A 21,676-nucleotide genomic window follows, 5' to 3' on the forward strand; every position below is an offset into this window, starting at 1 on the left:
AATGGAAGTGATGAATTCCTTAAAAAATAATTCTTTATTATTACGATACTAATCGAGGGCCTGCAAGACTTTTTTAATTTGCTGAAAAAGGGATTCCATGCCTTGATCCTGCAGGGGAACGATCAATTTTCCCTCGGGAGTGAGCCGTATTTTGTTTTTGCTCGAGCGGATGAGAGAGAGAATCCGATCAGGTTGCACCGGGGTGTCGGACGAAAAGGAGAAAACAAGATTGGTCCCACCCTGGTCCAGTTTGGCGATTTTTAATCTTCGCATGGCGAACTTGAGGGTGATGACATGGAGAAGATTGATGGTTTCCGCCGGTATATCGCCGTAGCGATCGCGCAGTTCGTCCTGCAGATCGTCGAGTTCGATTTCATCGCGAATGCTGGTTATTTTCCGGTAGGCGATATAGCGTTGATCGCTGTTTTCAATATAATGCTGTGGAATGAAGGCGGAAACGGCAAGATTTATCTCCGGCTCGAAGGCAAATGCCTCATCATGCGGGTCACCTGCGCCGCCTCTTCTTTTAAGGTCCTCAACCGTTTTCTGCAGCAGGTCGAGATACAGATCATAGCCCACTGCCGCAATATTGCCGCTTTGGGATTTGCCGAGGATACTTCCCCCCCCGCGTATCTGCAGGTCACTCATGGCCAGTTTGAATCCACCGCCCAGTTCGTTGTAATCCATCAAGGCGCGTAATCTTTGCTTGGCATCCTTGGAAAGCCCGTCAAGGGAAGGAACGAGCAGGTACGCATAGGCCTGTTCGCTGCTGCGTCCCACTCTCCCCCGCAATTGGTAGATCTCCGCCAGGCCGAAACGGTCGGCCCTGGTGATAATAATGGTATTGGCATTGGGAATATCAAGACCGGATTCGATGATCGTGGTGCAGACCAGAACGTCGATTTCTTTTTTGACAAAACCGATCATGATTTCTTCAAGCTGATTGCCCGCCATCTGACCGTGGGCCACGCCGACCCGGGCCTGGGGCACCAGTTTCTGCACCGTTGCCGCTGTTTCATGGATGGAATGTACCCGGTTGTGCACCAGAAAAACCTGTCCCTTGCGCTGCAGTTCCTTGGTCACCGCCTCCTTGATAACCAGATCATCATGTTTGGCGACAAAGGTTTTGACCGCCCGACGGCGGCCCGGGGGCGTGCTGATGACCGAAAGGTCGCGGATGCCGAGGAGTGACAGCTGGAGTGTTCTGGGAATGGGCGTCGCGGTCAGGGTGAGAACATCGACGTTGCTTTTTATTTTTTTGATCTTTTCCTTGTGGGTCACGCCGAAGCGGTGTTCTTCATCAATGATGAGCAGGCCGAGCTTTTTAAAAACCACATCCTTGGAAAGGATGCGATGGGTGCCGATAACAATGTCGGTTTTGCCGAGCGCCAGATTTTCCACAACTTTTTTCTGTTCAGCCGGGGTGCGAAACCTGTTCAGGCATTCGACCTGAACCGCGAAACCGGCAAAACGATCGCTGAATGACTCGGCATGCTGTTCGGCAAGCACCGTGGTGGGGACCAGGAGCGCCACCTGAAACCCGTCTTCTATCACCTTGAAAGCGGCACGGATGGCAATTTCCGTTTTGCCGTAGCCGACATCGCCGCAGACCAGGCGGTCCATGGTCTGTTCCTGGGTCAGATCAGTCAAGACATCGCTGATGGCCTTCAACTGGCCGCTGGTTTCTTCATAGGGGAAACTCTCTTCCAGTTCATTGTACAGGGTGCCGGGCTGCGTAAAGGCATGGCCGACAGCCAGCTTTCGTCTGGCATAAATATCCAGCAACTCCTGCGCCACTTTCCAGACAGCCTCGGTGACCTTTCGTATGGTTTTTGTCCAGACCTTGCCGCCAAGTTTATTGATTTTCGGCTGCTGGTCGGAAATTCCCTGATATTTGCTGACGGTATTGAGACGATCAACCGGCACATAGAGCTTGTCATTCCCTTCATAGGTGATCTGAAGGAAATCGTTCGCCACCCCATGCAGCGCCATGTTGACGATGCCCTGAAAAAGACCGATGCCGTGATCGGCATGGACGATGAAATCTCCGGCCCGTAATTCGTCAAAGCGGACAGGCTCACCTTGGGGCGCTTGTTTTTTTCTTTTTCTGCCGCCGAGCCGTTTTTCGCCGAACAGTTCCGTTTCCGATAAAAAATGGATGCCGGCTTCAAACAGATCAAATCCCGAACTGAGAGGAGAGGTAAAGAGGGTAACGGCATCGGATAAAAGCTGTTCGCGCCGGATGGGCGTGTCCTTGATGTGCACTGCCAGGTCGTAATGGGCGAGCATCTCGCCGAGGTGGCGGGCGTTCTTTGCCGACCGGCAGGCCAGGGCGATCTTGCCGTGCTGTTCCTGCCAGCGGCTGATCTGGCCGGCCAGGGGGGCGATGACGCCTTCCTTTTTGCGGGCAAGTTCGATCTGTTGTTTGAGGAGCAGATGGTTGCCGGTCCGGATAATGATGCTGTCATCCTGTTCCTGATCCATTGACGGGAATTCATGAATATGAACCTGGCTGAAGCGTGCCAGTGTTGTGTTTAATTCAGCTTCATTGAGGAAAAGCGAATCAGGCGGCATGCAGGGTTTTTCCGCGTTGAGCGCTTCGGCATGATTTCTCGTTATTCTTTCCCAGGTGAGTCGAACGGATTGCTGCAAGCCGATGGGGTCAAAGAGAAAAACCATGGTGTCGGCCGGCAGGATATCGGTGGGAGCGGAGAGTTTTTCGTAAAACAGTGAAAGAAAAAACTCGATGCCTGGAAATGGTGTGCGGGTGACGATTTTTTCCCTGATTGCTTTGGAGTCGATATACTGCCATTTGCCTTCAGTGGTCATTTGATCAAATTGTGTCAGCAGCTCCCGGTGTGCATCAGAGTCCGCCTCGGGGAAAAGAATATCGCTGACCGGCAGAAAAAGTGCTTCCTCGACCTCCTTGATGGAACGTTGGCTGATGGGATCAAAATAGCGAATCGACTCAACCGTTTCACCGAAAAAATCGAGTCGGACAGGTGCGTCCAAAGAATCACCGCCGACAAAAGGCGGCGGGTAAATATCGATTATCCCCCCCCGCACGGCAAATTCGCCGCTGTTCTGCACCAGGGAAACCTGTTCGTAGCCGTTTTTCACCAGCGAAGCGATGAGTTGCTGGGGGTCGGTTTCTTCGCTTTGCATGACGAGTTCCGCGCCATGGTCAAGCAGCGACAGGGGAAGAATTTTCCGCAGCAGGGCCTCGATTGAGCAGACAAGGAGAAAGGGGGCGTCGGCTGACAGTACCCGGTAAAGGGTCGACAATCGGGATGCGGTTGTCGAGCTGTCAGGGGACAAAGGGGTATAGGGCGGTATTTCATAACCGGGATAACAGAGAACGGGATGGGGAGTGAAAAAAGAAAGATCCTGCTCCATGCCGGCGAGCTGATCCTCCGACGGCAGAATGCAGAGGACCGGCCGTCCTGTTTTGCCGACCGTTTCGGCGGCAAGCATGGCGGTTGAAGCGGGCCGCAGTCCGCTCACCTTCAAGGGTTTCTCTGAAGACCTGTTTACTAACTCAAGAAATTGCCGCATAAGGAATAAAAAACGCCATGGCAGGCATCGCCATGGCGGAGAATTTTGTTTTTCCGAATTTTTTTGTCAATGTTGCTTCATGGAGACAGGAGCAAGGAGGAGGAAGAACAGTTTTTTTTTATTCTGTCTCCTGACTCCTGTCTTTTCTTTCCTCATTCTTCATGCCGGCTCGGGGCCGGGGCCTAGAACATGCCGCCGATACTGAAGTCCCACATGCTTTGGTCTTCATCTTCCATGGGATCTATGTTGTAGCCCCATTCGAGACGCAACGGGCCCATGGGTGAAAGCCAGCGAAAACCGAAACCCACACTTGAGCGGAGATCGGAGAAAAGGTTTTCCGAGTCGCGCACCGAATTGCCGAGATCATAAAATACAAGGGCATTCAGGCCGATGTCCTTGACCAGCGGGAAAATATATTCGAGATTCATATAGGCCATTTTTTCACCGCCGATTTTGTCATCGGTCAGCGGATCACGAGGGCTGATATCGCCGTATTCAAAGCCGCGAAGGCTGTTCAGGCCGCCCAGGTAGAATTTTTCATAAACCGGAAGTTTGTCTTCTTCGTCTTCCGTCACGTAACCGCCGGATACGTTCGCATGAAAAGTGGTTGACCAGAAAAAGGGAAAATACCAGCTGGAAGTGCCTTCATACTTGGTGAAAGAGCTGTCGCCGCCCAAGGGACCGCCGGCTTTTTGAGCCGACACGGAGTTGTACGATCCCTTGGTCGGGCTGTAACGGTGGTTGCGGGTGTCGCGGGACAGACCCACGGTGACCGAGTGGGTTATATTGATATCCATTGACTCCTTGATATACCATGAGGCGAAATCGCTGACGTCGCTCAACTCGGAGTCGTCATAGCCCCATTTCCCCCAGACTCGCCATTTCTCCCAGAGGGGATACCCGAGACGGATGGCTGCGCCGATCGAGTCCTTGTCGTAGTCATCATAATCCCGGCTCCACTGGTAGAGATCAAAACCGAAGGAGAGGTTGGAGTCATTCAGGCGCGGTTCGGTAAAGCTCAGATTATACCTGGTACTTTCGCCGCCGATATTCCCCTGCAAGGACAAGCTTTGTCCACGGCCGAGAAAGTTGTGCTGGGTGACATCCGCCATGAACAACAGGCCATCCGCCGAACTGAAGCCCGCGCCGATGCTGAAGGTTCCGGTGGGTTTTTCCTTCAGTTCGACAATAATATCCATCAGGGTGTCTTCGTCGGTGGGTTCGGGGGTAATATTCACATCTTCAAAGAAATCGAGGTACTGCAGTTTCTCGGTGCTTTTCTTGATGGCGGTGGCATCGTAAACGGATTGCTCGTCAATGTCGAGAGTTCGCCGGATGACCTTGTCGCGGGTTCTGGTGTTGCCTTTGATGATAATGCGGTTGACGTGGACCAGGTCGCCCTTGTTGATATCCAGGGTGATATCAACCCGTTTTTCCTCACTGTTTTTGTCGACCCGGGGATCTACTTCGGCAAAGGCATATCCCTTGGAGGCGTAATAATCCGTCAGCGCCAGCACGTCGTCCCGGAGAATCTGACGACTGAAGTACTTTTCTTCACCGATTTTCGTCATTTTCTCAAGAGTCGCTTTTTCCTCGATCATATCCCCGCTAATATCAATTATTCCGACCTTGTAGCGGTCTCCCTCCGTGATGTTGAAGGTGACATACAACCATTCATCCTTCTTTTCAACCTGAGGGTCACCGACCATGGCATCAATGAAGCCGTGGTTCTGGTAGAAGGCTCCGATACGTGAGGCATCCTGTTGCAGCACATCCCGCTTCAGCAGACCGGATTCGGTGATCCAGGAAAAAATGGTCTTGGTCGAAGTTGAGAGAATTTCCTCAATTTCTTTGTTGGAAAAGGATTTGTTGCCGTTGATGATGATATCCTTAACGTAGATTTTATTTCCTTCCTTGATTTCAAAAAGAACGTTCACCTTCTCCCCATCGGGGTAGGTCAGTTTGGTCGTCACTTCCGTATCATAATAGCCCTTTTCCTTATAAAGCTTGCGGATGTTTTCAGCGGATATTTTCAGTTCCCTGGGATTGACGATGGTGTTCTGGGCAACGGTAATGACCTCCTTGATCTTGTCGGCATCAATGTTATCCTCGCCGGAGATGGTAACACTGCTGACGACCTCTTTTTCCTTGACGAGAAAGATGACGTTTTTCCCTTCCTCCGAGTCTTCGACACTTATCCGCACATCATTGAAATATCCCATTTTGTAGATATTTTTCATGTCTTCGCTGAGTTGGGACGGATTATATCTGTCTCCGGTTCTGTTCCGGATGTTGCGCATAATGGCGCCGGAGTCGATACGGGTGTTGCCCTTGATGATGATTTTGGCAATCTGATATTGTCTGCCGGTATAGGACACTATTTTATCGACAAGACGTTCCAGGACAAAGCCGAGTTCGTTGACTTCAGCCGCTTCCTGGTAAAAACTGCGACGGGAGGTAGTGTCAAGCATGTCGAAGGCGGTGAGATCAACGCTGAATTTTGAGCCGATCCTGGTGACGCTGCCGCAGACGACATACTCGTACTTGTCCTTGGGAAGGATGGAAAGTAAATTCTCGCTTGCCGGGGGACAGCCGGCGGTGTCGTCGATTTTCCCCGCAAGCTCTTCGCGTTGAAGAAATTTCTGTCCGCGACTGCTTGTTGCCGCGGCAAGAATCGCGTCCGTTTCCGCCGCCAGAGAAGATGCGTCGCCGGGAGCATTGATTTTGACGGGGAGAAATATGGTGTTGGCCGGGATATTTTCTTCCAGTGGTGATTCCGGGGCAGCGGCAAAAGCCGTGGGCACAAGGCAGTAAACGACGAGGAGAATGAGTAATTGCTGCCAAAAGTTCTGGAAAATACGGGGAGCGTTCATATCAACTCTTTAATGTAATTGAAATGTGAGGCGTTGTAACATTCCTGACGCCGAATTTTCGTGACGAAAATTCAATAAATTATCAAGCACGTATGACGATCGAGCGTTTTTGCGAGACCGGCAAAGATGTAAATGATTTGTATGACTTCATAAATCTAGTAGAAAATGGACATTCTTGCCATCAAAAAAATTAAACGGGAACAACCGGCGCATCAACAAGAGAGGAAAGAGGGGTGGGGATCAGCTTTCCTCGGTACAAGGTCAAACAACGATCCATTTTTCGGGCAAGGCCATAGTTGTGGGTCACCATGACGATGGTCAAACCGAAGTTTCTGTTCATCTGCCGGATCAGGTCAAAGACCATCTCGCCTGTCTGGGGGTCGAGATTGCCGGTTGGTTCGTCAGCCAGCAGCAGGGCGGGTTTCATGATGATGGAACGGGCAAGGGCGACCCGTTGCTGTTCGCCTCCCGACAGTTCGCCGACCCGATGTTCCAGGCGATGAGAAAGGCCGACTTTGTCAAGCAGCTGCATGGCATCCTTGACAAGTTCATTTTTCTCTTTTCCGGCGATGAGCCCCGGCATGATTGTGTTTTCAAGGGCGGAAAATTCAGGAAGCAGATGATGAAACTGGAAAACAAATCCGATGGCTTTATTGCGGAAATCAGCAAGTCCCGCGTCATCGCGCTTGAAGATATTTTCGTCGCGATAAAAAATGCTGCCTTTGTCAGGACGATCCAAGGCGCCGAGAAGATGGAGAAGGGTTGATTTGCCGGTGCCGGACGCGCCGGTAATGGCAACCATTTCACCGGCAGCCAGATCAAGGTCGAGATTCTGCAGGACATTGACCTTTGCTCTGCCGTGGCCGTATGTTTTCATCAGGCCGCTAACTGAAAAAATGGAGTTTGTCTTCTCTTCTTTCTGCATAAGAGCCTAGTAGCGCAGGGCTTCCGCCGGCTGAATCCGCGATGCCTGCCATGATGGATAAAGTGTTGCCAAAAAGGTGATGAGAACAGCGGCAACGGCGATGAACGTGACATCGAGAGGCAGTACCTTGACCGGCAGGGTTGACATGGGGTAGACATCGCTCGGCAACTTGATGAACTGATATTTGCTCAGGATCTTGCATAATCCGAGTCCCCCGGCCACCCCAAGCACGGTGCCGGTGCAGCCGATGATCAATCCCTCATAGATGAAAATCCGCATGATATTGCGTGACGTTGCCCCCATGGATTTCAGAATGGCGATATCCTTTGTTTTTTCCATCACAACCATGATGAGGGTGCTGATGATGTTGAAGGCGGCCACCAGGACGATGAGGGTAAGAATGATGAACATGGCTGTTTTTTCAAGTTTCAGGGCGGAGAAAAGATTCTGGTTCATGCTCATCCAGTCCTTTGCCATATAGCCGGGACCGAGTTTTTTCTCGATCTCGGCCGCCAGCAGATGAGCCTGGTAGATGTCGTCCACCTTGACCTCAATGCCGTGCACCGCATCACCAAGCCCCATGAGCTGCTGCGCGGTGGGGATGGAAACATAGGCCAGAGAGGAATCATATTCATACATGCCGGTATCAAAGATGCCGACAATCTCGCATGTTTTTATTTTCGGAATAACGCCCATCGGGGTCAAGGGACCGGAGGGGGTGAGGAGTCGTACCCGTTCACCCGTACCCACCCTGAGTTGACGGGCAAGATGTTTGCCGAGGATAATGCCGGGCGGACTGTTTTTCGGCATATCCGGGGCGCTTGAAGTCAGTTGCGCAAGATCACCGCTGATTAATTGCGATGCAAGGGAAAGCACGGTTGATGCGCCTTGCGGATCAATGCCCCTGACGACGATGCCGGTGGAACTGCTGCCCGAGGTGATCATGGTCTGGGCATAAACATAGGCGGTGACGGACTCGACGCCTTGGGTTGCACGGATCATCTCTTCCAGCGCAGGATATTCTTTCAGTGTCCCGTCCAGACTCTGGACAACAATATGGGAATTCACTCCGAGAATTTTATTGCGCAGTTCCGTGGTAAAACCGGCCATAACCGCCAAAACGACAATCAGAGCCATCACCCCCACTGCAACTCCGGCAACGGAAATAAAGGTAATCAGGGAAATGAAGCCCTGTTTTCGTTTGGCTTTCAGATAACGAAAACAGATAAAGGATTCAAAATTCACACATTCATCCTTTTTCGGGACGCAGATGGGGAAAGAGAATAACGTCTCGAATGGAGGGGGAGTCGGTCAACAGCATGACCAGCCGGTCAATGCCGATTCCTTCTCCGGCAGCCGGAGGCATGCCGTATTCAAGCGCCCGGACGAAATCACGATCAAGTTCGGGGAATATTTCCTCGTCATTGCCCCGTTCGGCAATCTGTTTTTCGAGACGCTGTTTCTGGTCGACGGGATCGTTCAATTCACTGAAGGCATTGGCCATTTCCCGGCCGGTAATGAAAAGCTCAAAACGATCGGTGACATCCGGGTTTGCCTTGTTGCGGCGGGCCAGGGGCGAGATTTCCGTCGGATACTCGGTAATGAATGTCGGGTTGATCAGTTTTTCCTCGACCAGAAGTTCGAAAAGCTCGGTTTTTGCCTTGCCCGGCCCGGCGCTCGGCTCAAGTTCGATTCCCTTTTCCCTGGCCAGGCGGATGATTTTCTCCGGGTCGCGCAGGGTAGCCTCGTCGATTGCGCCGATTTTCATCAGGGCATCGTCCATGGTTAATCTGTTCCATGGCGGCGAAAGATCAATCTGTGTGCCCTGGTATGTGATCTGCATGGATCCCGTCACTTCGGCGGCAATCCAGGAAACCATTTCTTCGGTCAGGTCCATCAGTTCATGATAGGTGGCATAGGACTGATAAAATTCCAGCATGGTGAATTCGGGATTGTGCCTGGTGGAGAGTCCTTCGTTTCTGAAGTTGCGATTGATTTCAAAAACCTTTTCAAAACCACCGACCAGCAGTCGTTTCAGATAAAGTTCCGGGGCAATACGCAGATAAAGATCCATATCCAGGGCATTGTGATGGGTCCTGAAGGGTTTGGCCGTAGCGCCTCCGGCGATGGGTTGCATCATTGGTGTTTCCACTTCCATGAAGCCCCTGTTGACCAGAAAATCCCGGACCAGACGGATAATTTCCACTCTTTTACGAAAAGTGTCGCGAACTTCGGGATTGACGATAAGATCAACATAACGTTGTCTGTATCTGGTTTCCACATCGGTCAGACCGTGGAATTTCTCCGGAAGGGGGCGCAGGGATTTGGTGATGGCCTGCAAGGAAATGGCCTGCAGTGTCGCTTCCCCGGTTTTGGTGCGGAAAAGCGAGCCCTTGAAACCGGCTATGTCGCCGATGTCGAGTTTTTTGAAAACGGTAAAGGCTTCCGGCCCCACCACATCCTGCTTCACATAGACCTGCATGCGGCCTGTTTCATCCTGAATCTGCAGGAAGGCCGCCTTGCCGAATTTGCGCATGGCGATAATGCGGCCGGCCAGGGACATGGTACCCGTTGTCAGCGGCGCCTCCGGATCATCGTTGTCGGGCAGGACGGCACGCACCTGGTGGGTAGGTTTAAAATCATTGGCATACAGGTCGATACCCATGTCAGCCAGTTCTTGTGCCTTTTCCCGCCGTTGACGGAGTATCTGATTTAAGTCTTCGTTCATATGTTTACCTCGCACCCTGTAAAAATATCCGGTGCGTTGTCATGGATAATTTGGAATATGTTTAAAGATATTTTGCTCGAAGAATGTCGGAAACCGAACGGGTAAGCTCAAGGATCCTGGTGGCCAGTTCCGCGGTGAGTGATCCGGTGCCGCAGCTCGGGGTAATGAGGCTTTGCCGGAGCAGGGCGGTCAGGTCGCGTTTGGGGCCAACCAGCTGGGCCGCCTGTTTTTCCCAGCGGTCGACAAGTGATGCGCTGCTCTCGGAAAGGATGTCTTCCGGCCTTGACGTCGGAACAAGTCCCCAGGCTATGATACCGCCACGGTCGAGAAAACCGTCAACTTCCTTTCCGCATGCGGCTAATTTATCAAAAAAACCGTATGCGTCAAAATTCAGGATGTCATAATCAAGGCCGAGCAGAAGAGGCCAGTCCGTATTGGCGCAAACGTGAATGCCTGCCAGTCCGCCACTGTTGTGGATGGCGTCGATCATTTCAGTCTGATCCTGGGCAATGTCTTCATTTGAAACACTGATAAAGGTGTTTGAGCCGAGACCGGCCAAGGCCGGTTCATCGATAAAGACGATAACGGGTTTTCCGGCTGTTTTTAAAAAATCGACCTGCCAGGCGGCCTTCATGGCAAGTCCCTTGGTGATCATTTCCCTGATCGCCGGGTTGTAATATCCGGCCCGGTTCTCTTCGTCGGTTATTCCGGTCAAAAGGGTAAAAGGGCCGGTGATCTGACCCTTCAGGGCCAGGATATTCCCGGCTGTTTTTGCTTTTTCCACAAGACGATAGAGCCCCATGGCATGGGAACGGCTGACCCGGAAGCGGGAATCGGTGAGCAGCGCCATGTTTTCGTTGACGGTGAGGTAGTCTTCGAAAAAGGTGAGCTGTTCGGCTTCAAAGCGACTCGGATCGGTATTGAAAAAAGTCTTTTCACCTTTTTTGTCCAGCAGAGGCAAACCTTCATTAAACTGCTGCAGCATCCCTTCCTCTTTGTTGCCGGGAAGTTGCGGCCAAAGCGGGATGGAAGGCGTATATTGAAAGATAAGCGCAAGGGCCTCGTCATGATCGGCCAGGGGAATGCTGCCGATGAGAGTGGCATGTCCTTCCGGACGGAAGGATGGGCTGGTTCCCTTGTTCATGGATAAAGACATTAATAATCCTTCGATGAAGATGGTCGGAATTTTGGAAAAAGAATACGTGAAAATAAAAAGCGATAACTTACATCTAAAAGGGCTAAAGTGCAAAGTGAAAAATGAAAAGATTGCAGAGGGCCATGCCTCTGTGCTTTGTTTCACGCGCCCCTCGGCAAGAAAGCGATGAAACGTGATGCGCCGCCCTGGGAGGGGTATAAAATGATAAAAGAAGCGTCGGCCTTGACTGGATCGTTAAATTTGTTTATTTTTCAACCATGCGAGAGTGGCGGAATTGGTAGACGCACTAGACTTAGGATCTAGCGCACTTGGTGTGTGGGGGTTCAAATCCCCCCTCTCGCACCAAGGAGATGCTATTTATTTTTGGCTGAGGCAAAGAGCAATCTTGTTCTGCATCTTTGCCTTTTGTGTTTTTAAATCAAACTGAGATAATTTTCTATCACATAGAGAAGGAAGGTACCAGATGCAGGTTAGCGTTGAAGATGTCAGTTCCCTTACAAAAACATTAAAGATCGTTGTTCCCCGTGAGGTTGTCGCCAAAAAAATCGATGCTGCCTACAATGAATTGAAGGCAGAGGTGTCGATCAAAGGCTTCAGAAAGGGCAAGGTGCCGCGCAAGGTGCTTGAAAAGGGGTATGGCGATAAAGTGAAACAGGAAGTAGGGGAAAAACTGGTTCAGGATACCTATTTCGATGCCGTTGAGCAGGTCAAGTGCGAGCCGGTTGTTCATCCGGAAATAAAAAGCCATGCCTTTTCCGATGACGGAACCTTTGTTTACGAAGCCGAGGTCGATGTCAAGCCTCAGTTTGAACTGGGGCAATACAAGGGCGTGGAAGTGGTGATGCCGCCGATCGTCGTGACCGAGGAAATGATTGCCGCAGAGCTTGAGTCTTTGCGCCGTGAGCTTGCCCCCCTGCGAAATGTTGAAGATCGAGGCATTCAGGCCAATGATCTTGTGGTTGTCGATTTTCAGGGGCATGGCGAGGATGGCGAGCCATTGCCGCATGTCAAGGCTGAAAATTATTCCTTGGAAATAGGCACCGGCCGGAACGGCAAAGAGTTTGAAGAGGCCTGTGTCGGCTTAAAAAAAGGGGAAGAGGGCAATCGGGATGTCGCCTTTCCTCCGGGTTTTCCTAATCCGGAACTGGCCGGCAAAAAGGTATCCTTTAAAGTGAACGTAAAGGAAATCAAGGAAAGAGTTTTGCCTGAGCTCAACGACGATTTTGCCCTGGATGTCGGAGATGAATTTAAAACCCTTGATGCCCTGAAAGAAGAGTTGCGCAAGAAAATCTTGAAACGGCAGGAAGATGGACGCCAAGGAGATTTGACCGACAAAATCATGATGAAGATTCTCGATGGTCATGAATTCGAGATTCCCAATAAGCTCGTTGCCTATGAGGTAAGTGAGCAGATCAAGCAACTTGAGGATCATCTGCAGAAGCAAGGCATGACCCTGGAGTCGGCGGGTTTAAGCCAGGAAAAACTGATCGAGGATTATAAAGGGGCTGCCGCCAAAAGAGTGCGGGGTGATTTTATTCTGAAAAAGATCGCTGAGGTTGAAAACATCAAGTTGACTGATTCAGACATCAGCAAGGGTTTTGAGCGAGTTGCCTCTCAGTACGGCATGCCGGTTGATGAGGTGAAAAAATATTTTCGCAACCGTAATGACTTTCTGCCCTTCATGAATGAACTTTTAAGCGAGAAAATACTTGAGTTTTTGCGTGAAAATGCCGTAGTGCATGAAGGAGCGGCAACAGCGGAAAAGGCAGGTGATGCAGAATGAGTTTGATTCCTTTTGTTATTGAGCAGACGCCGCGTGGAGAACGATCGTACGATATTTATTCCAGGCTGCTTAAGGAGAGAATTATATTTCTCGGATCGCAGGTAAACGACGACATCGCCAACGTCATTATCGCTCAGCTTCTTTTTCTTGAAGCGGAAGACCCGGACAAGGATATTACTTTTTATATCAATTCCCCCGGCGGTGTTGTAACTGCCGGACTGGCCATTTATGATACGATGCAGTATATTAAATGTGATATCGCGACGCTCTGCATGGGACAGGCCGCCAGTATGGGTGCTTTTCTTCTTGCGGCCGGCGCCCCTGGGAAAAGATATGCCCTGCCGAATTCTCGTATTCTGATTCACCAGCCCATGGGCGGCTATCAGGGACAGGCAAGTGATATCGACATCCATGCCCGGGAGATACTGCGGATGCGCGAAGATCTGAATACTCTTCTTGCCCATCACACCGGTCAGCCCATGGAAAAAATTCAGACTGACACGGAGCGCGACTATTTCATGAGCGCGCTGGAAGCAAAAGAATACGGTCTGATTGACAAAGTCCTGGGAAAACGGGAAAATATTGACGAGGAGGTCTGATTATGGCGCAAGACCATGGAAGTGATATCACCGTTATCTGTTCTTTTTGCGGCAAGAGCCAGGACGAGGTCAGAAAACTGATTGCCGGGCCGAATGTCTATATCTGCGATGAGTGCATTGATCTCTGTAATGAGATTGTCAGCGAGGACCGGCTGCAGGAACTTGAAGAGCAGACAGGCGGAGTAATTCTGAAGCCCCGTGAAATCAAGAACCATCTCGACCAGTATGTCATCGGACAGGATCTGGCAAAACGCATCCTGTCGGTTGCCGTCCACAACCACTATAAAAGGGTTGAGGCCAAGTACACCAATAAGGAAGGCGATGTTGAGCTGCAGAAGAGCAATATTATCCTGATTGGGCCCACCGGCAGCGGCAAGACCCTGCTCGCCCAGACACTGGCCAAGATACTCAACGTGCCTTTTGCCATTGCCGATGCCACCACGCTCACCGAAGCAGGCTATGTGGGTGAGGATGTGGAAAATATCCTGGTCAACCTGCTTCAGGCCGCGGATCACGATATTGAGAGGGCCAGTCGCGGCATCGTTTATATTGATGAGATCGATAAAATTGCCCGTAAATCCGACAGCGCGTCCATTACCAGGGATGTTTCCGGGGAAGGGGTGCAGCAGGCCCTGCTGAAAATTATCGAGGGAACGGTTGCCAGTGTTCCGCCCAAAGGCGGCAGGAAACATCCTCAGCAGGATTATGTCAGGATCGATACGTCAAATATCCTCTTTATCTGCGGCGGGGCGTTTGTCGGTTTGGAAAAGGTCATCAAAAGACGAACAGGCACCAAGTCCATTGGCTTTGGAGCAAAGGTTGTCGGTAAAACCCAGAAAAAGATGGGAGAGGTGCTGGCTGCCATTCAACCGGAAGATCTTTTGCAATTCGGCTTGATTCCCGAACTGGTCGGCCGTTTGCCTGTCATTGCCACCATGGAAGAACTGGAAGAGGAAGATCTTGTCAGAATTCTGCGGGAACCGAAAAATGCCCTGACCAAGCAGTACGAAAAACTTTTTGATTTCGAGAATATTCGTCTGCGTTTTACCGAGGGAGCTCTTCGGGCGATTGCCAAGGAGGCGATGAAACGGAAATCAGGCGCCAGGGGATTGCGATCCGTCATGGAAAAAGCCATGCTTGATATCATGTTTGAGTTGCCGTCCGAAGCCAATGTCAAGGAGTGCGTCATCAGCGAACAGGTTATCCTGAACGGTGATTACCCTGTTGTCCTTTATGAAAGCGAGAATAAAAAGAGCGCATAAACGCACCTGACAGGGAGGCGCATGTCTCCCTTTTTTTTCCTTCTCCGCAGTTTCACCTTAAACGAGAACTCCAAGTGCTATTATGTCAGAAATTGTAACAAATATTTATCCCATGATGCCCCTGCGGGATATCGTTTTGTTCCCGTATATGGTGGCGCCGCTTGTGGTGGGCAGGACCAAGTCCATCAAGGCACTCGAGCAGGCCATGTCCGCCCGCACCAGTATTTTTCTCAGTACCCAGATTGATGCTTCGGTTGACGATCCCGACGAGGATGGTATGCACCGGATCGGCACAGTCGCTTCCGTGCTTCAACTTTTACGGCTTCCGGATGGAACGATTAAGGCCCTTGTCGAAGGCAAGCATCGGGGGAAGATAGTTTCCTTTCAGCCCTCCAAGGATTACTTTACCGTGGAGGTTGAGGATTATCAGGAGACAGCACAGTCAGACAACCTCACCGTGGCCTACATACGTGAAATCCTTGCTTCTTTTAAGCAATACACCAAGCATAACAAAAAAATACCGAGCGAAGTTGTCAAAAGTCTCACCAAAATCGATAATCCGGCCAAGTTTATTGATTTTCTTGCCGGTCATCTGCCCGTCAACAGCGACGAAAAGCAGCAGATATTAAATACCATTTCGCTTCTTGATCGGATGGAACTGGTACTGGGTCTGATCCATAAAGAGAGTGAGATTGCTTCCCTGGAGGAAAATATCCGCGCTCAGGTAAAGAAGAAGATGGAAAAGACTCAGAAGGACTATTATCTGGCCGAGCAGATGCGCATCATCCAAAAAGAGATGGGCGGCGGCAAGGATGATATGAGTTCCGAACTTGCCGAGCTTGAGTTGCAGGTCGAGAAGAAAAAAATGCCCACGGCGGCCAAGGACAAGGCCAAACAGGAGTTGAAAAAGCTGAAGATGATGCCGCCCATGTCGGCTGAAGCGACAGTGGTCCGAAATTATATCGATACGATACTCAGCCTTCCCTGGCACGAGAAAACCCGTTCGAAAATTGATATCAAGAAAGCGGAAAAGATACTTGACGAGGACCACTTCGGATTGGGCAAACCAAAGGAGCGTATCCTTGAATATCTTGCCGTTCAGGTGCAGGTCAAGAAAATTAAAGGCCCGATTCTTTGCCTTGTCGGGCCTCCGGGTGTCGGCAAGACCTCGCTCTGTAAATCAGTTGCTCGGGCCATGGAGCGAAAATTCGTCCGGGTTTCCTTGGGTGGCGTGCGCGATGAGGCGGAAATCAGAGGCCATCGACGCACTTATATCGGCGCATTGCCGGGTAAGATCATTCATTCCCTGCAAAAGGTCAAGGTCAACAACCCCGTCTTCTGCCTTGATGAAATTGATAAGATGAGCATGGATTTCAGGGGGGATCCCTCCTCGGCGCTGCTTGAGGTTCTTGACCCGGAACAGAACAACAGTTTCAACGATCATTATCTTGATCTGGATTACGATCTTTCCGATGTCTTGTTCATCACCACCGCCAACAATCTGCCCGCCATTCCCGCTCCTTTGCAGGACAGGATGGAGGTCATCAAGCTTGAAGGCTACACGGAAGAGGACAAACTGCAGATTGCCAAGGGATATCTTGTTCCCAAGCAGTTAAGGGAAAACGGTTTTAAGGAAAACGACATCATTTTTCATGATGGAGCGGTTCTTGAAATCGTCCGCCGTTATACCCGTGAGGCCGGTGTCCGGAACCTGGAAAGAAATCTTGCCAGTATCTGCCGGAAAATCGCCAGGGATCGGTTAAAGTCCGGAAAGAAGAAGCAGTATCGGATTAGTGCCCAGTCGATCGCCAAGTATCTGGGTGTTGCCAGGTTTCGCTACGGCCAGGCTGAAGAAAGAGACGCCGTCGGATTAACGACCGGTCTTGCCTGGACGGAAGTCGGTGGTGAGCTGCTGCAGATTGAAACTGCGTTGATGCCCGGCAGCGGCAAATTGACCATAACCGGGAAACTAGGCGATGTCATGCAGGAATCCGCCCAAGCAGCACTGAGTTACGTGCGGACCAGGGCAAGCCGCCTCGGGTTAAGTGTTGATTTCTATCAAAAACTTGATATTCATGTCCATGTGCCGGAAGGAGCTATTCCCAAGGATGGCCCTTCCGCCGGCATCACCATGGCGACATCAATGGTTTCCGCCTTGTTGAAGCTTCCGGTGCGCAGGGATCTGGCCATGACCGGTGAAATCACCCTGCGGGGAAGTGTTTTGCCCATCGGCGGTTTAACGGAGAAACTTCTTGCCGCCAAACGCGGCAATATCAAACATGTATTGATTCCAAAGGAAAACGAAAGGAATCTGAAAGAGATTCCTGCCAAAATCCTTAAAAGTCTCACCATTGAATTGGTCGATCATATGGATAAAGTGCTTGAAAAGGCCATTGTCTGCCAAAATGGCGAAAAATTGTTCAAGGATGAAATGCCTGCAAATTTCCATCCTGAAATACCCCAAGTTGAGTCAGGGAACAACCTGTCGCAACATTAAGAGCTTATTCTGTAATCACGGAAGGATAGTGTTGTTCGAGCAGCCTTTTTTTTTGGATTGTCGGTGTTTTTTTGTTGACGAGACAAGGCGTTACTGTTAAATAAACGCATCATTTGAACGGGCGGTTAGCTCAGCTGGGAGAGCATCGGCCTTACAAGCCGAGGGTCACAGGTTCGATCCCTGTACCGCCCACCAAATTTCCGGGGTCGTAGTTCAGTTGGTTAGAACGCCGGCCTGTCACGCCGGAGGTCGCCGGTTCGAGCCCGGTCGGCCCCGCCAGGTATAGTCAGGGATTGCGGGTGACAACGCAATCCCTTTTTTTTTGTGGTGGCTCCACTTGGTGGCTTTTTGTGGCTCTTCCCGGAAGGACTCTCAATGCTGGTCTCAATGATGACAACCTTCTGATGTATCTCTCCGTTGTTGCCAGTTTCCTGTGACGCAAAATTGATTGAATATCAATTAGGGAAACATCGGCCTGGGCCAGAATGCTTGCAGTCAAATGACGAATTGCATGAAGCCCGAATTTCTTCACTCCAGCACTCTTACAAAGCCTACCCATCCATTTATTGCGTTCCAGATAAGGAATATCCGCTTTCGGGTTCGGGAACACCCATTCCCCATTTTCGCATTCCTGTTTATGGACAAGCAAGGCATTGTAAAGGTCATCCGTCATTGGCAACCAATCTGATTCCAGAGAGCCGTCTTTTCGTTTACGGGTAAAAAGCCTTACTCTGGCTTCAGCAAAATCTACATCTTGCCAGCGTAAACCGAACAACTCACCACGACGAGCAGCCAAATGAAGGTATGCCAACAGCATAACCTTGTCCTGGGGACTTTCAGCAACTTCATATACTTTCCAGAAATCCCTTTCCGATGGGACATAACGAACTTGTCGCTGTTCAGGAAAACGTTCAACAAGACAGGGATTAGGAGAGGGGATACCAAGATATTTCATTCCCCAATTCCAGGCAGAAACAAGGTTGTTTCTGTCCTTATTCGCTGCATAGCCTGACAACCCTGGATAACATATTGCGCCATAAATGATGCAGCCCTATGGCTCTTCAACTCAGGCAGTCTACCCAGTTCGGCGATCAGTTTTTCATCACGCCACAAAGAGGACAACTCAGAGATATGAATAGTCTTCGTTTCCGTTTCTTTTTTCTTTTCCTTTTTTGTCCAAATGTCTGACAGCTCGCGCAAGGTCATTTCTCTGACAATGGGCGGACCTTTCCTTTTGCCGAAGAGCAATACACCAGTTGCCACGGAAAACAAAAAAATCGTCAACCACAACAATCCACTTCCCAGGTCTGCCGAACCAATCCAATGATGCAACAACTCCACTACTGGACACCTGTTTCGATACTTTGTGCAGAACTCAGCTCCCTGGACAGATTCGGAAATGTGACTTTGAGCGAAGAATCCCGCACCGCCGCCGTTTTTCCTTTGTAGGTGCCGGAGTAGGTGTTTAGAAACAATTCCCGAGGTGCCATGTTCAGGACCTCGGTGTGCTTGATCCTGACCTCCTCAGTCTCCCGGATGGAGAGTCCGCCTCCCAGGGAGATAATCGGCGAGAACCGCCGTTGTTCGCCGAGATGTTCGGAGACGTAGCTCGCGGTATGCGCGTCTGGAACCCGCATGAAGAGTTTGGTGTTGCAGTTGTCCAGAATGGTGTTGGCCCGGTCTTCGCCCACCTCGGCGAACAACTGGCTGATGGACTGGCAATAGCTGTGAATGAACACCCCGGCTCCGCCGGCCTTGGCGAAAAGATCCTCGATGCCCTGGTAGAGCACCGATTGCGCCTCATCGATGTGCAGAACCAGCGTCGGGGAGACGTTTTTCCCGCTGGAATAGACCCGGCCCACAAAGGCCTGGATCATGGAGATGATGACCTTGCCCGCCGTATAGGCGGCCCGCTTGGTAAGCAGAGACCCGAGCTGCACAACCAGGATGATGCCCTTGCCCTGCTCCAGTCGCCGGACAAAACGGTTTTCATCGGCCTTACCGATGATCCTGCCCACATTCCCCGAAGTAAGTTCGGTCAGGGCCACCCGCAGGGAACTGGCCACCTTGGAATAGTAATCAGCCGGGGTGCTCAGGATTTTCTGGATATCACGGGAAAGCTGTTCCGCTTCCGGCGTGTCGATGTAATCGATTTTTTCCTTCAACCGCTCCAAGTCCTGATGGCTGATGTGGTTCTTGATGTCGTTGAGATTGAAAGAAGGTTTTCTGCCGGCAACTTCCGCCAGCATGATCAGGGCCTGAACCACCACCAGACTCACCTCGTAGGCCACGCCGAAAAAGTACGGCTCTCTGCCAACGGCAACCCCGGCGGTGATATGGGCAACCAGCTCCTCCGGCATATAGTAGGACGAAAGCGGATCGAGAATGGCACTGTACTGCGGGAAAATCGGAGTGATCAGCATCAGATCCTGTTGCCGGCCTGTGTCGATAGCAAGCTGGGTGATTTTGGAAAAGAGGTCGATATCACCCTTCGGATCGATGGCCACCACGGAATATCCCTTGCGGATGTCCTGTTCGATAATGTGCTCCATAACCCGGGTCTTGCCGACCCTGGTCGTGCCGAAACACCAGAAATGTCCTTTCCGGTAAGAATCGGGAAAGCCTAGTACCATGTAACATTTATAAATTCGGATAAAGACGTTTCAGCTTAATTCTTGCATCCGTTGTAGTAAACTGCCAATCAATTTTTCTGGTGCTGTTGTTTCGGTCGCTTTCCCATGCCGCTACTTCAGCCTGCATGGTTGACATGTCGGCGATCCGACGGTTCAGGCATTGTCCTTTTAGCACACTGAGTTCAATCTCTGCCATATTGAGCCAACTGCCATGCTTGGGTGTATGGTGAATATCCAGTCGCTCTATAGTGGACCCCAGTTTTGAGACAGCAATTTAAGCTATGCGCTACCATCAAGGAGCAGGAAGTGATGAGCGAAAAGAAAAAGAGAAAGGTCCACACTCCGGAGTTCAAGGCAAAGGTTGGCTTGGAGGCACTGAGGGGGCAAAAAACAATCAATGAGATCGGGCAAGAGTATGGCGTCCATCCCATTACGGTTGGGCACTGGAAGAAAGAGATCCAGGAGCAAGCCAAGACCTTGTTTGAAGGCAAAAGAGGCCCCAAGCCGATTGCCGGGCACCAAGAGCCGGAGCTGCTGTTCAGTGAGATTGGAAAGCTGAAGGTAGAACTGGACTGGCTTAAAAAAAAGTCCGGGATCAGCCGGTAATGACACGACGAGGCTGGATAGCCAAAGAAGGGGTGATTTCCGTGAGTCGGCAATGCATTCTGGCCGGGGTCTCTCGTGCGACGCTTTACGCGCAGCAGAAGTCCAGGCCTGTCAAGGAGGATAGTCTGCTGTTCAGTCGTCTGATCGACGAGGAATACACCCGTCACCCGTTTTACGGCAGTCGCCGGATGGTGATCTTTCTCGAAACAGCAGGCTATGCCGTGAATCGAAAACGGATACAAGGTCTGATGCGGGGAATGGGCCTGGCAGGTATGGCGCCCGGGCCGAATACCAGTAAACCGTGTCCCGAGCACAAGGTGTATCCCTATCTGCTGCGTGGTGTTCCAGTGGTCAGGCCAAACCAGGTGTGGAGCACGGATATCACCTACATCCGGCTGGCCCGCGGATTCACCTACCTGACAGCGGTCATAGACTGGTACTCACGACGGGTATTGAGCTGGCAGATCAGCAACAGTATGGATGCAGCATTCTGTGTCGATTGCCTGGAGGAAGCCTTACGCACCTACGGCAAGCCGGAAATCTTCAACACGGACCAAGGCTCACAGTTCACCAGCGCCGCCTTTATCTCGGTGTTGAAACGGGAAGAAATAACCATCAGTATGGATGGGAGGGGTCGCGCCTTCGACAACATTTTCGTTGAGCGTCTCTGGCGTAATGTGAAATATGAAGATGTGTACCTGAAGGACTATACATCGATGGGTGACCTGGCTGCGGGCCTGAGCAAATATTTTGTCTTTTACAACACAGAGCGCCCTCATAAAGCGCTAGGGCAAAAGACGCCAGATGTTGCGTACCGGTTCGCAAAGCACGGCGGGGCGTTGATCGTGGACAGATTCCCAGACAGAGAAAAGAAAACTGAACAGGCAGCACCAGAAAAGATCAAATCGGGACAGCGCCGTCCAGCTGTGGATGAAGTCAAATGTGCAGCTTAAACTCTGTGTTTTTTTGTCTTGACTCAGGGGTCCACTTTAGTCCATCGGCCAATCCTGGCGAAGAAATTGGGAAAGAATCACCCCATTTTTTGCGTATTCGCCCGAG

16 protein-coding genes, 3 tRNA genes and 1 pseudogene are annotated in these 21,676 nt (G+C 50.9%); 10 read left to right on the forward strand and 10 right to left on the reverse strand.

What is annotated here, in order from left to right; translation table 11 throughout:
• Positions 1 to 48 precede the first annotated feature (48 nt).
• From BM485_17235 to BM485_17260, 6 genes are all read right to left on the reverse strand, one after another.
• Complete coding sequence (locus BM485_17235) at positions 49 to 3,555, reverse strand: transcription-repair coupling factor (protein ID OKY73796.1); 3,507 nt, start codon at positions 3,553 to 3,555, stop codon at positions 49 to 51.
• A 182-nt stretch (positions 3,556 to 3,737) separates the two neighbouring features.
• Positions 3,738 to 5,957, reverse strand: a complete 2,220-nt coding sequence (locus BM485_17240) for an outer membrane protein assembly factor BamA (protein ID OKY73820.1) — start codon at positions 5,955 to 5,957, stop codon at positions 3,738 to 3,740.
• A 661-nt stretch (positions 5,958 to 6,618) separates the two neighbouring features.
• The gene (locus BM485_17245; GenBank protein OKY73797.1) at positions 6,619 to 7,353 is read right to left on the reverse strand and encodes an ABC transporter ATP-binding protein; all 735 of its coding nucleotides are present in this window, start codon (positions 7,351 to 7,353) and stop codon (positions 6,619 to 6,621) included.
• A 6-nt stretch (positions 7,354 to 7,359) separates the two neighbouring features.
• Positions 7,360 to 8,598 (reverse strand): ABC transporter permease, encoded by a 1,239-nt coding sequence (locus BM485_17250; protein OKY73798.1) that lies wholly within the window; start codon positions 8,596 to 8,598, stop codon positions 7,360 to 7,362.
• 4 nt (positions 8,599 to 8,602) lie between these two features.
• Complete coding sequence (locus tag BM485_17255) at positions 8,603 to 10,081, reverse strand: lysine--tRNA ligase (GenBank protein ID OKY73799.1); 1,479 nt, start codon at positions 10,079 to 10,081, stop codon at positions 8,603 to 8,605.
• A 61-nt stretch (positions 10,082 to 10,142) separates the two neighbouring features.
• Positions 10,143 to 11,225: a hypothetical protein gene (locus tag BM485_17260; GenBank protein ID OKY73800.1), complete on the reverse strand. Its 1,083-nt coding sequence runs from the start codon at positions 11,223 to 11,225 to the stop codon at positions 10,143 to 10,145.
• Here BM485_17260 and BM485_17265 point away from each other — a divergent pair.
• From BM485_17265 to BM485_17300, 8 genes are all read left to right on the forward strand, one after another.
• Positions 11,224 to 11,406 (forward strand): hypothetical protein, encoded by a 183-nt coding sequence (locus tag BM485_17265; GenBank protein OKY73801.1) that lies wholly within the window; start codon positions 11,224 to 11,226, stop codon positions 11,404 to 11,406. The genes BM485_17260 and BM485_17265 overlap by 2 nt on opposite strands.
• A gap of 90 nt (positions 11,407 to 11,496) precedes the next feature.
• Positions 11,497 to 11,582, forward strand: a tRNA-Leu gene (locus BM485_17270).
• A 118-nt stretch (positions 11,583 to 11,700) separates the two neighbouring features.
• Positions 11,701 to 13,020, forward strand: coding sequence for a trigger factor (locus BM485_17275; GenBank protein OKY73802.1), 1,320 nt, complete (start codon positions 11,701 to 11,703; stop codon positions 13,018 to 13,020).
• Positions 13,017 to 13,619 carry an ATP-dependent Clp endopeptidase, proteolytic subunit ClpP gene (locus tag BM485_17280; GenBank protein ID OKY73803.1) on the forward strand — a complete coding sequence of 201 codons (603 nt, stop codon included), beginning with the start codon at positions 13,017 to 13,019 and terminating at the stop codon, positions 13,617 to 13,619. Before BM485_17275 ends, BM485_17280 begins: the two co-directional genes overlap by 4 nt.
• Before the next feature lie 2 nt (positions 13,620 to 13,621).
• Complete coding sequence (locus tag BM485_17285) at positions 13,622 to 14,881, forward strand: ATP-dependent protease ATP-binding subunit ClpX (GenBank protein OKY73804.1); 1,260 nt, start codon at positions 13,622 to 13,624, stop codon at positions 14,879 to 14,881.
• An 82-nt stretch (positions 14,882 to 14,963) separates the two neighbouring features.
• Positions 14,964 to 17,378 (forward strand): endopeptidase La, encoded by a 2,415-nt coding sequence (locus tag BM485_17290; GenBank protein OKY73805.1) that lies wholly within the window; start codon positions 14,964 to 14,966, stop codon positions 17,376 to 17,378.
• A gap of 119 nt (positions 17,379 to 17,497) precedes the next feature.
• Positions 17,498 to 17,573, forward strand: a tRNA-Val gene (locus BM485_17295).
• A 7-nt stretch (positions 17,574 to 17,580) separates the two neighbouring features.
• Positions 17,581 to 17,657 (forward strand) — tRNA-Asp (locus BM485_17300).
• A 7-nt stretch (positions 17,658 to 17,664) separates the two neighbouring features.
• Here BM485_17300 and BM485_17305 read toward each other — a convergent pair.
• From BM485_17305 to BM485_17320, 4 genes and pseudogenes are all read right to left on the reverse strand, one after another.
• Complete coding sequence (locus BM485_17305) at positions 17,665 to 18,333, reverse strand: hypothetical protein (GenBank protein ID OKY73806.1); 669 nt, start codon at positions 18,331 to 18,333, stop codon at positions 17,665 to 17,667.
• Positions 18,330 to 18,719: a hypothetical protein gene (locus BM485_17310; GenBank protein OKY73807.1), complete on the reverse strand. Its 390-nt coding sequence runs from the start codon at positions 18,717 to 18,719 to the stop codon at positions 18,330 to 18,332. Before BM485_17310 ends, BM485_17305 begins: the two co-directional genes overlap by 4 nt.
• Positions 18,719 to 20,083, reverse strand: a pseudogene (locus BM485_17315) (conjugal transfer protein TraG). The gene BM485_17310 and the pseudogene BM485_17315 overlap by 1 nt, the downstream one beginning before the upstream one ends.
• On the reverse strand, positions 20,019 to 20,207 hold the full coding sequence (locus BM485_17320) for a hypothetical protein (GenBank protein OKY73808.1): 189 nt from the start codon (positions 20,205 to 20,207) through the stop codon (positions 20,019 to 20,021). Before BM485_17320 ends, BM485_17315 begins: the two are co-directional and overlap by 65 nt.
• Positions 20,208 to 20,320: 113 nt before the next feature.
• Here BM485_17320 and BM485_17325 point away from each other — a divergent pair, with 113 nt between their 5' ends.
• Together BM485_17325 and BM485_17330 are read left to right on the forward strand one after the other, a co-directional pair.
• Positions 20,321 to 20,617 (forward strand): transposase, encoded by a 297-nt coding sequence (locus BM485_17325; GenBank protein OKY73809.1) that lies wholly within the window; start codon positions 20,321 to 20,323, stop codon positions 20,615 to 20,617.
• Positions 20,617 to 21,570 carry a transposase gene (locus BM485_17330; GenBank protein OKY73810.1) on the forward strand — a complete coding sequence of 318 codons (954 nt, stop codon included), beginning with the start codon at positions 20,617 to 20,619 and terminating at the stop codon, positions 21,568 to 21,570. The genes BM485_17325 and BM485_17330 overlap by 1 nt, the downstream gene beginning before the upstream one ends.
• The last annotated feature ends 106 nt before the right edge of the window (positions 21,571 to 21,676 follow it).

The sequence above is a fragment of the Desulfobulbaceae bacterium DB1 genome, assembly GCA_001914235.1.
GTDB lineage: Bacteria > Desulfobacterota > Desulfobulbia > Desulfobulbales > SURF-16 > DB1.

Bases quoted from the DNA above. Each gene is read 5' to 3' on its own strand.
- BM485_17275 (OKY73802.1), top strand. From the start codon at position 11,701: ATGCAGGTTAGCGTTGAAGATGTCAGTTCCCTTACAAAAACATTAAAG.
- BM485_17285 (OKY73804.1), top strand. From the start codon at position 13,622: ATGGCGCAAGACCATGGAAGTGATATCACCGTTATCTGTTCTTTTTGC.
- BM485_17260 (OKY73800.1), bottom strand. From the start codon at position 11,225: ATGAACAAGGGAACCAGCCCATCCTTCCGTCCGGAAGGACATGCCACT.
- BM485_17305 (OKY73806.1), bottom strand. From the start codon at position 18,333: ATGAAATATCTTGGTATCCCCTCTCCTAATCCCTGTCTTGTTGAACGT.
- BM485_17325 (OKY73809.1), top strand. From the start codon at position 20,321: ATGAGCGAAAAGAAAAAGAGAAAGGTCCACACTCCGGAGTTCAAGGCA.
- BM485_17280 (OKY73803.1), top strand. From the start codon at position 13,017: ATGAGTTTGATTCCTTTTGTTATTGAGCAGACGCCGCGTGGAGAACGA.
- BM485_17265 (OKY73801.1), top strand. From the start codon at position 11,224: ATGGATAAAGACATTAATAATCCTTCGATGAAGATGGTCGGAATTTTG.
- BM485_17330 (OKY73810.1), top strand. From the start codon at position 20,617: ATGACACGACGAGGCTGGATAGCCAAAGAAGGGGTGATTTCCGTGAGT.
- BM485_17290 (OKY73805.1), top strand. From the start codon at position 14,964: ATGTCAGAAATTGTAACAAATATTTATCCCATGATGCCCCTGCGGGAT.
- BM485_17235 (OKY73796.1), bottom strand. From the start codon at position 3,555: ATGCGGCAATTTCTTGAGTTAGTAAACAGGTCTTCAGAGAAACCCTTG.
- BM485_17320 (OKY73808.1), bottom strand. From the start codon at position 20,207: ATGGCAGAGATTGAACTCAGTGTGCTAAAAGGACAATGCCTGAACCGT.
- BM485_17255 (OKY73799.1), bottom strand. From the start codon at position 10,081: ATGAACGAAGACTTAAATCAGATACTCCGTCAACGGCGGGAAAAGGCA.
- BM485_17245 (OKY73797.1), bottom strand. From the start codon at position 7,353: ATGCAGAAAGAAGAGAAGACAAACTCCATTTTTTCAGTTAGCGGCCTG.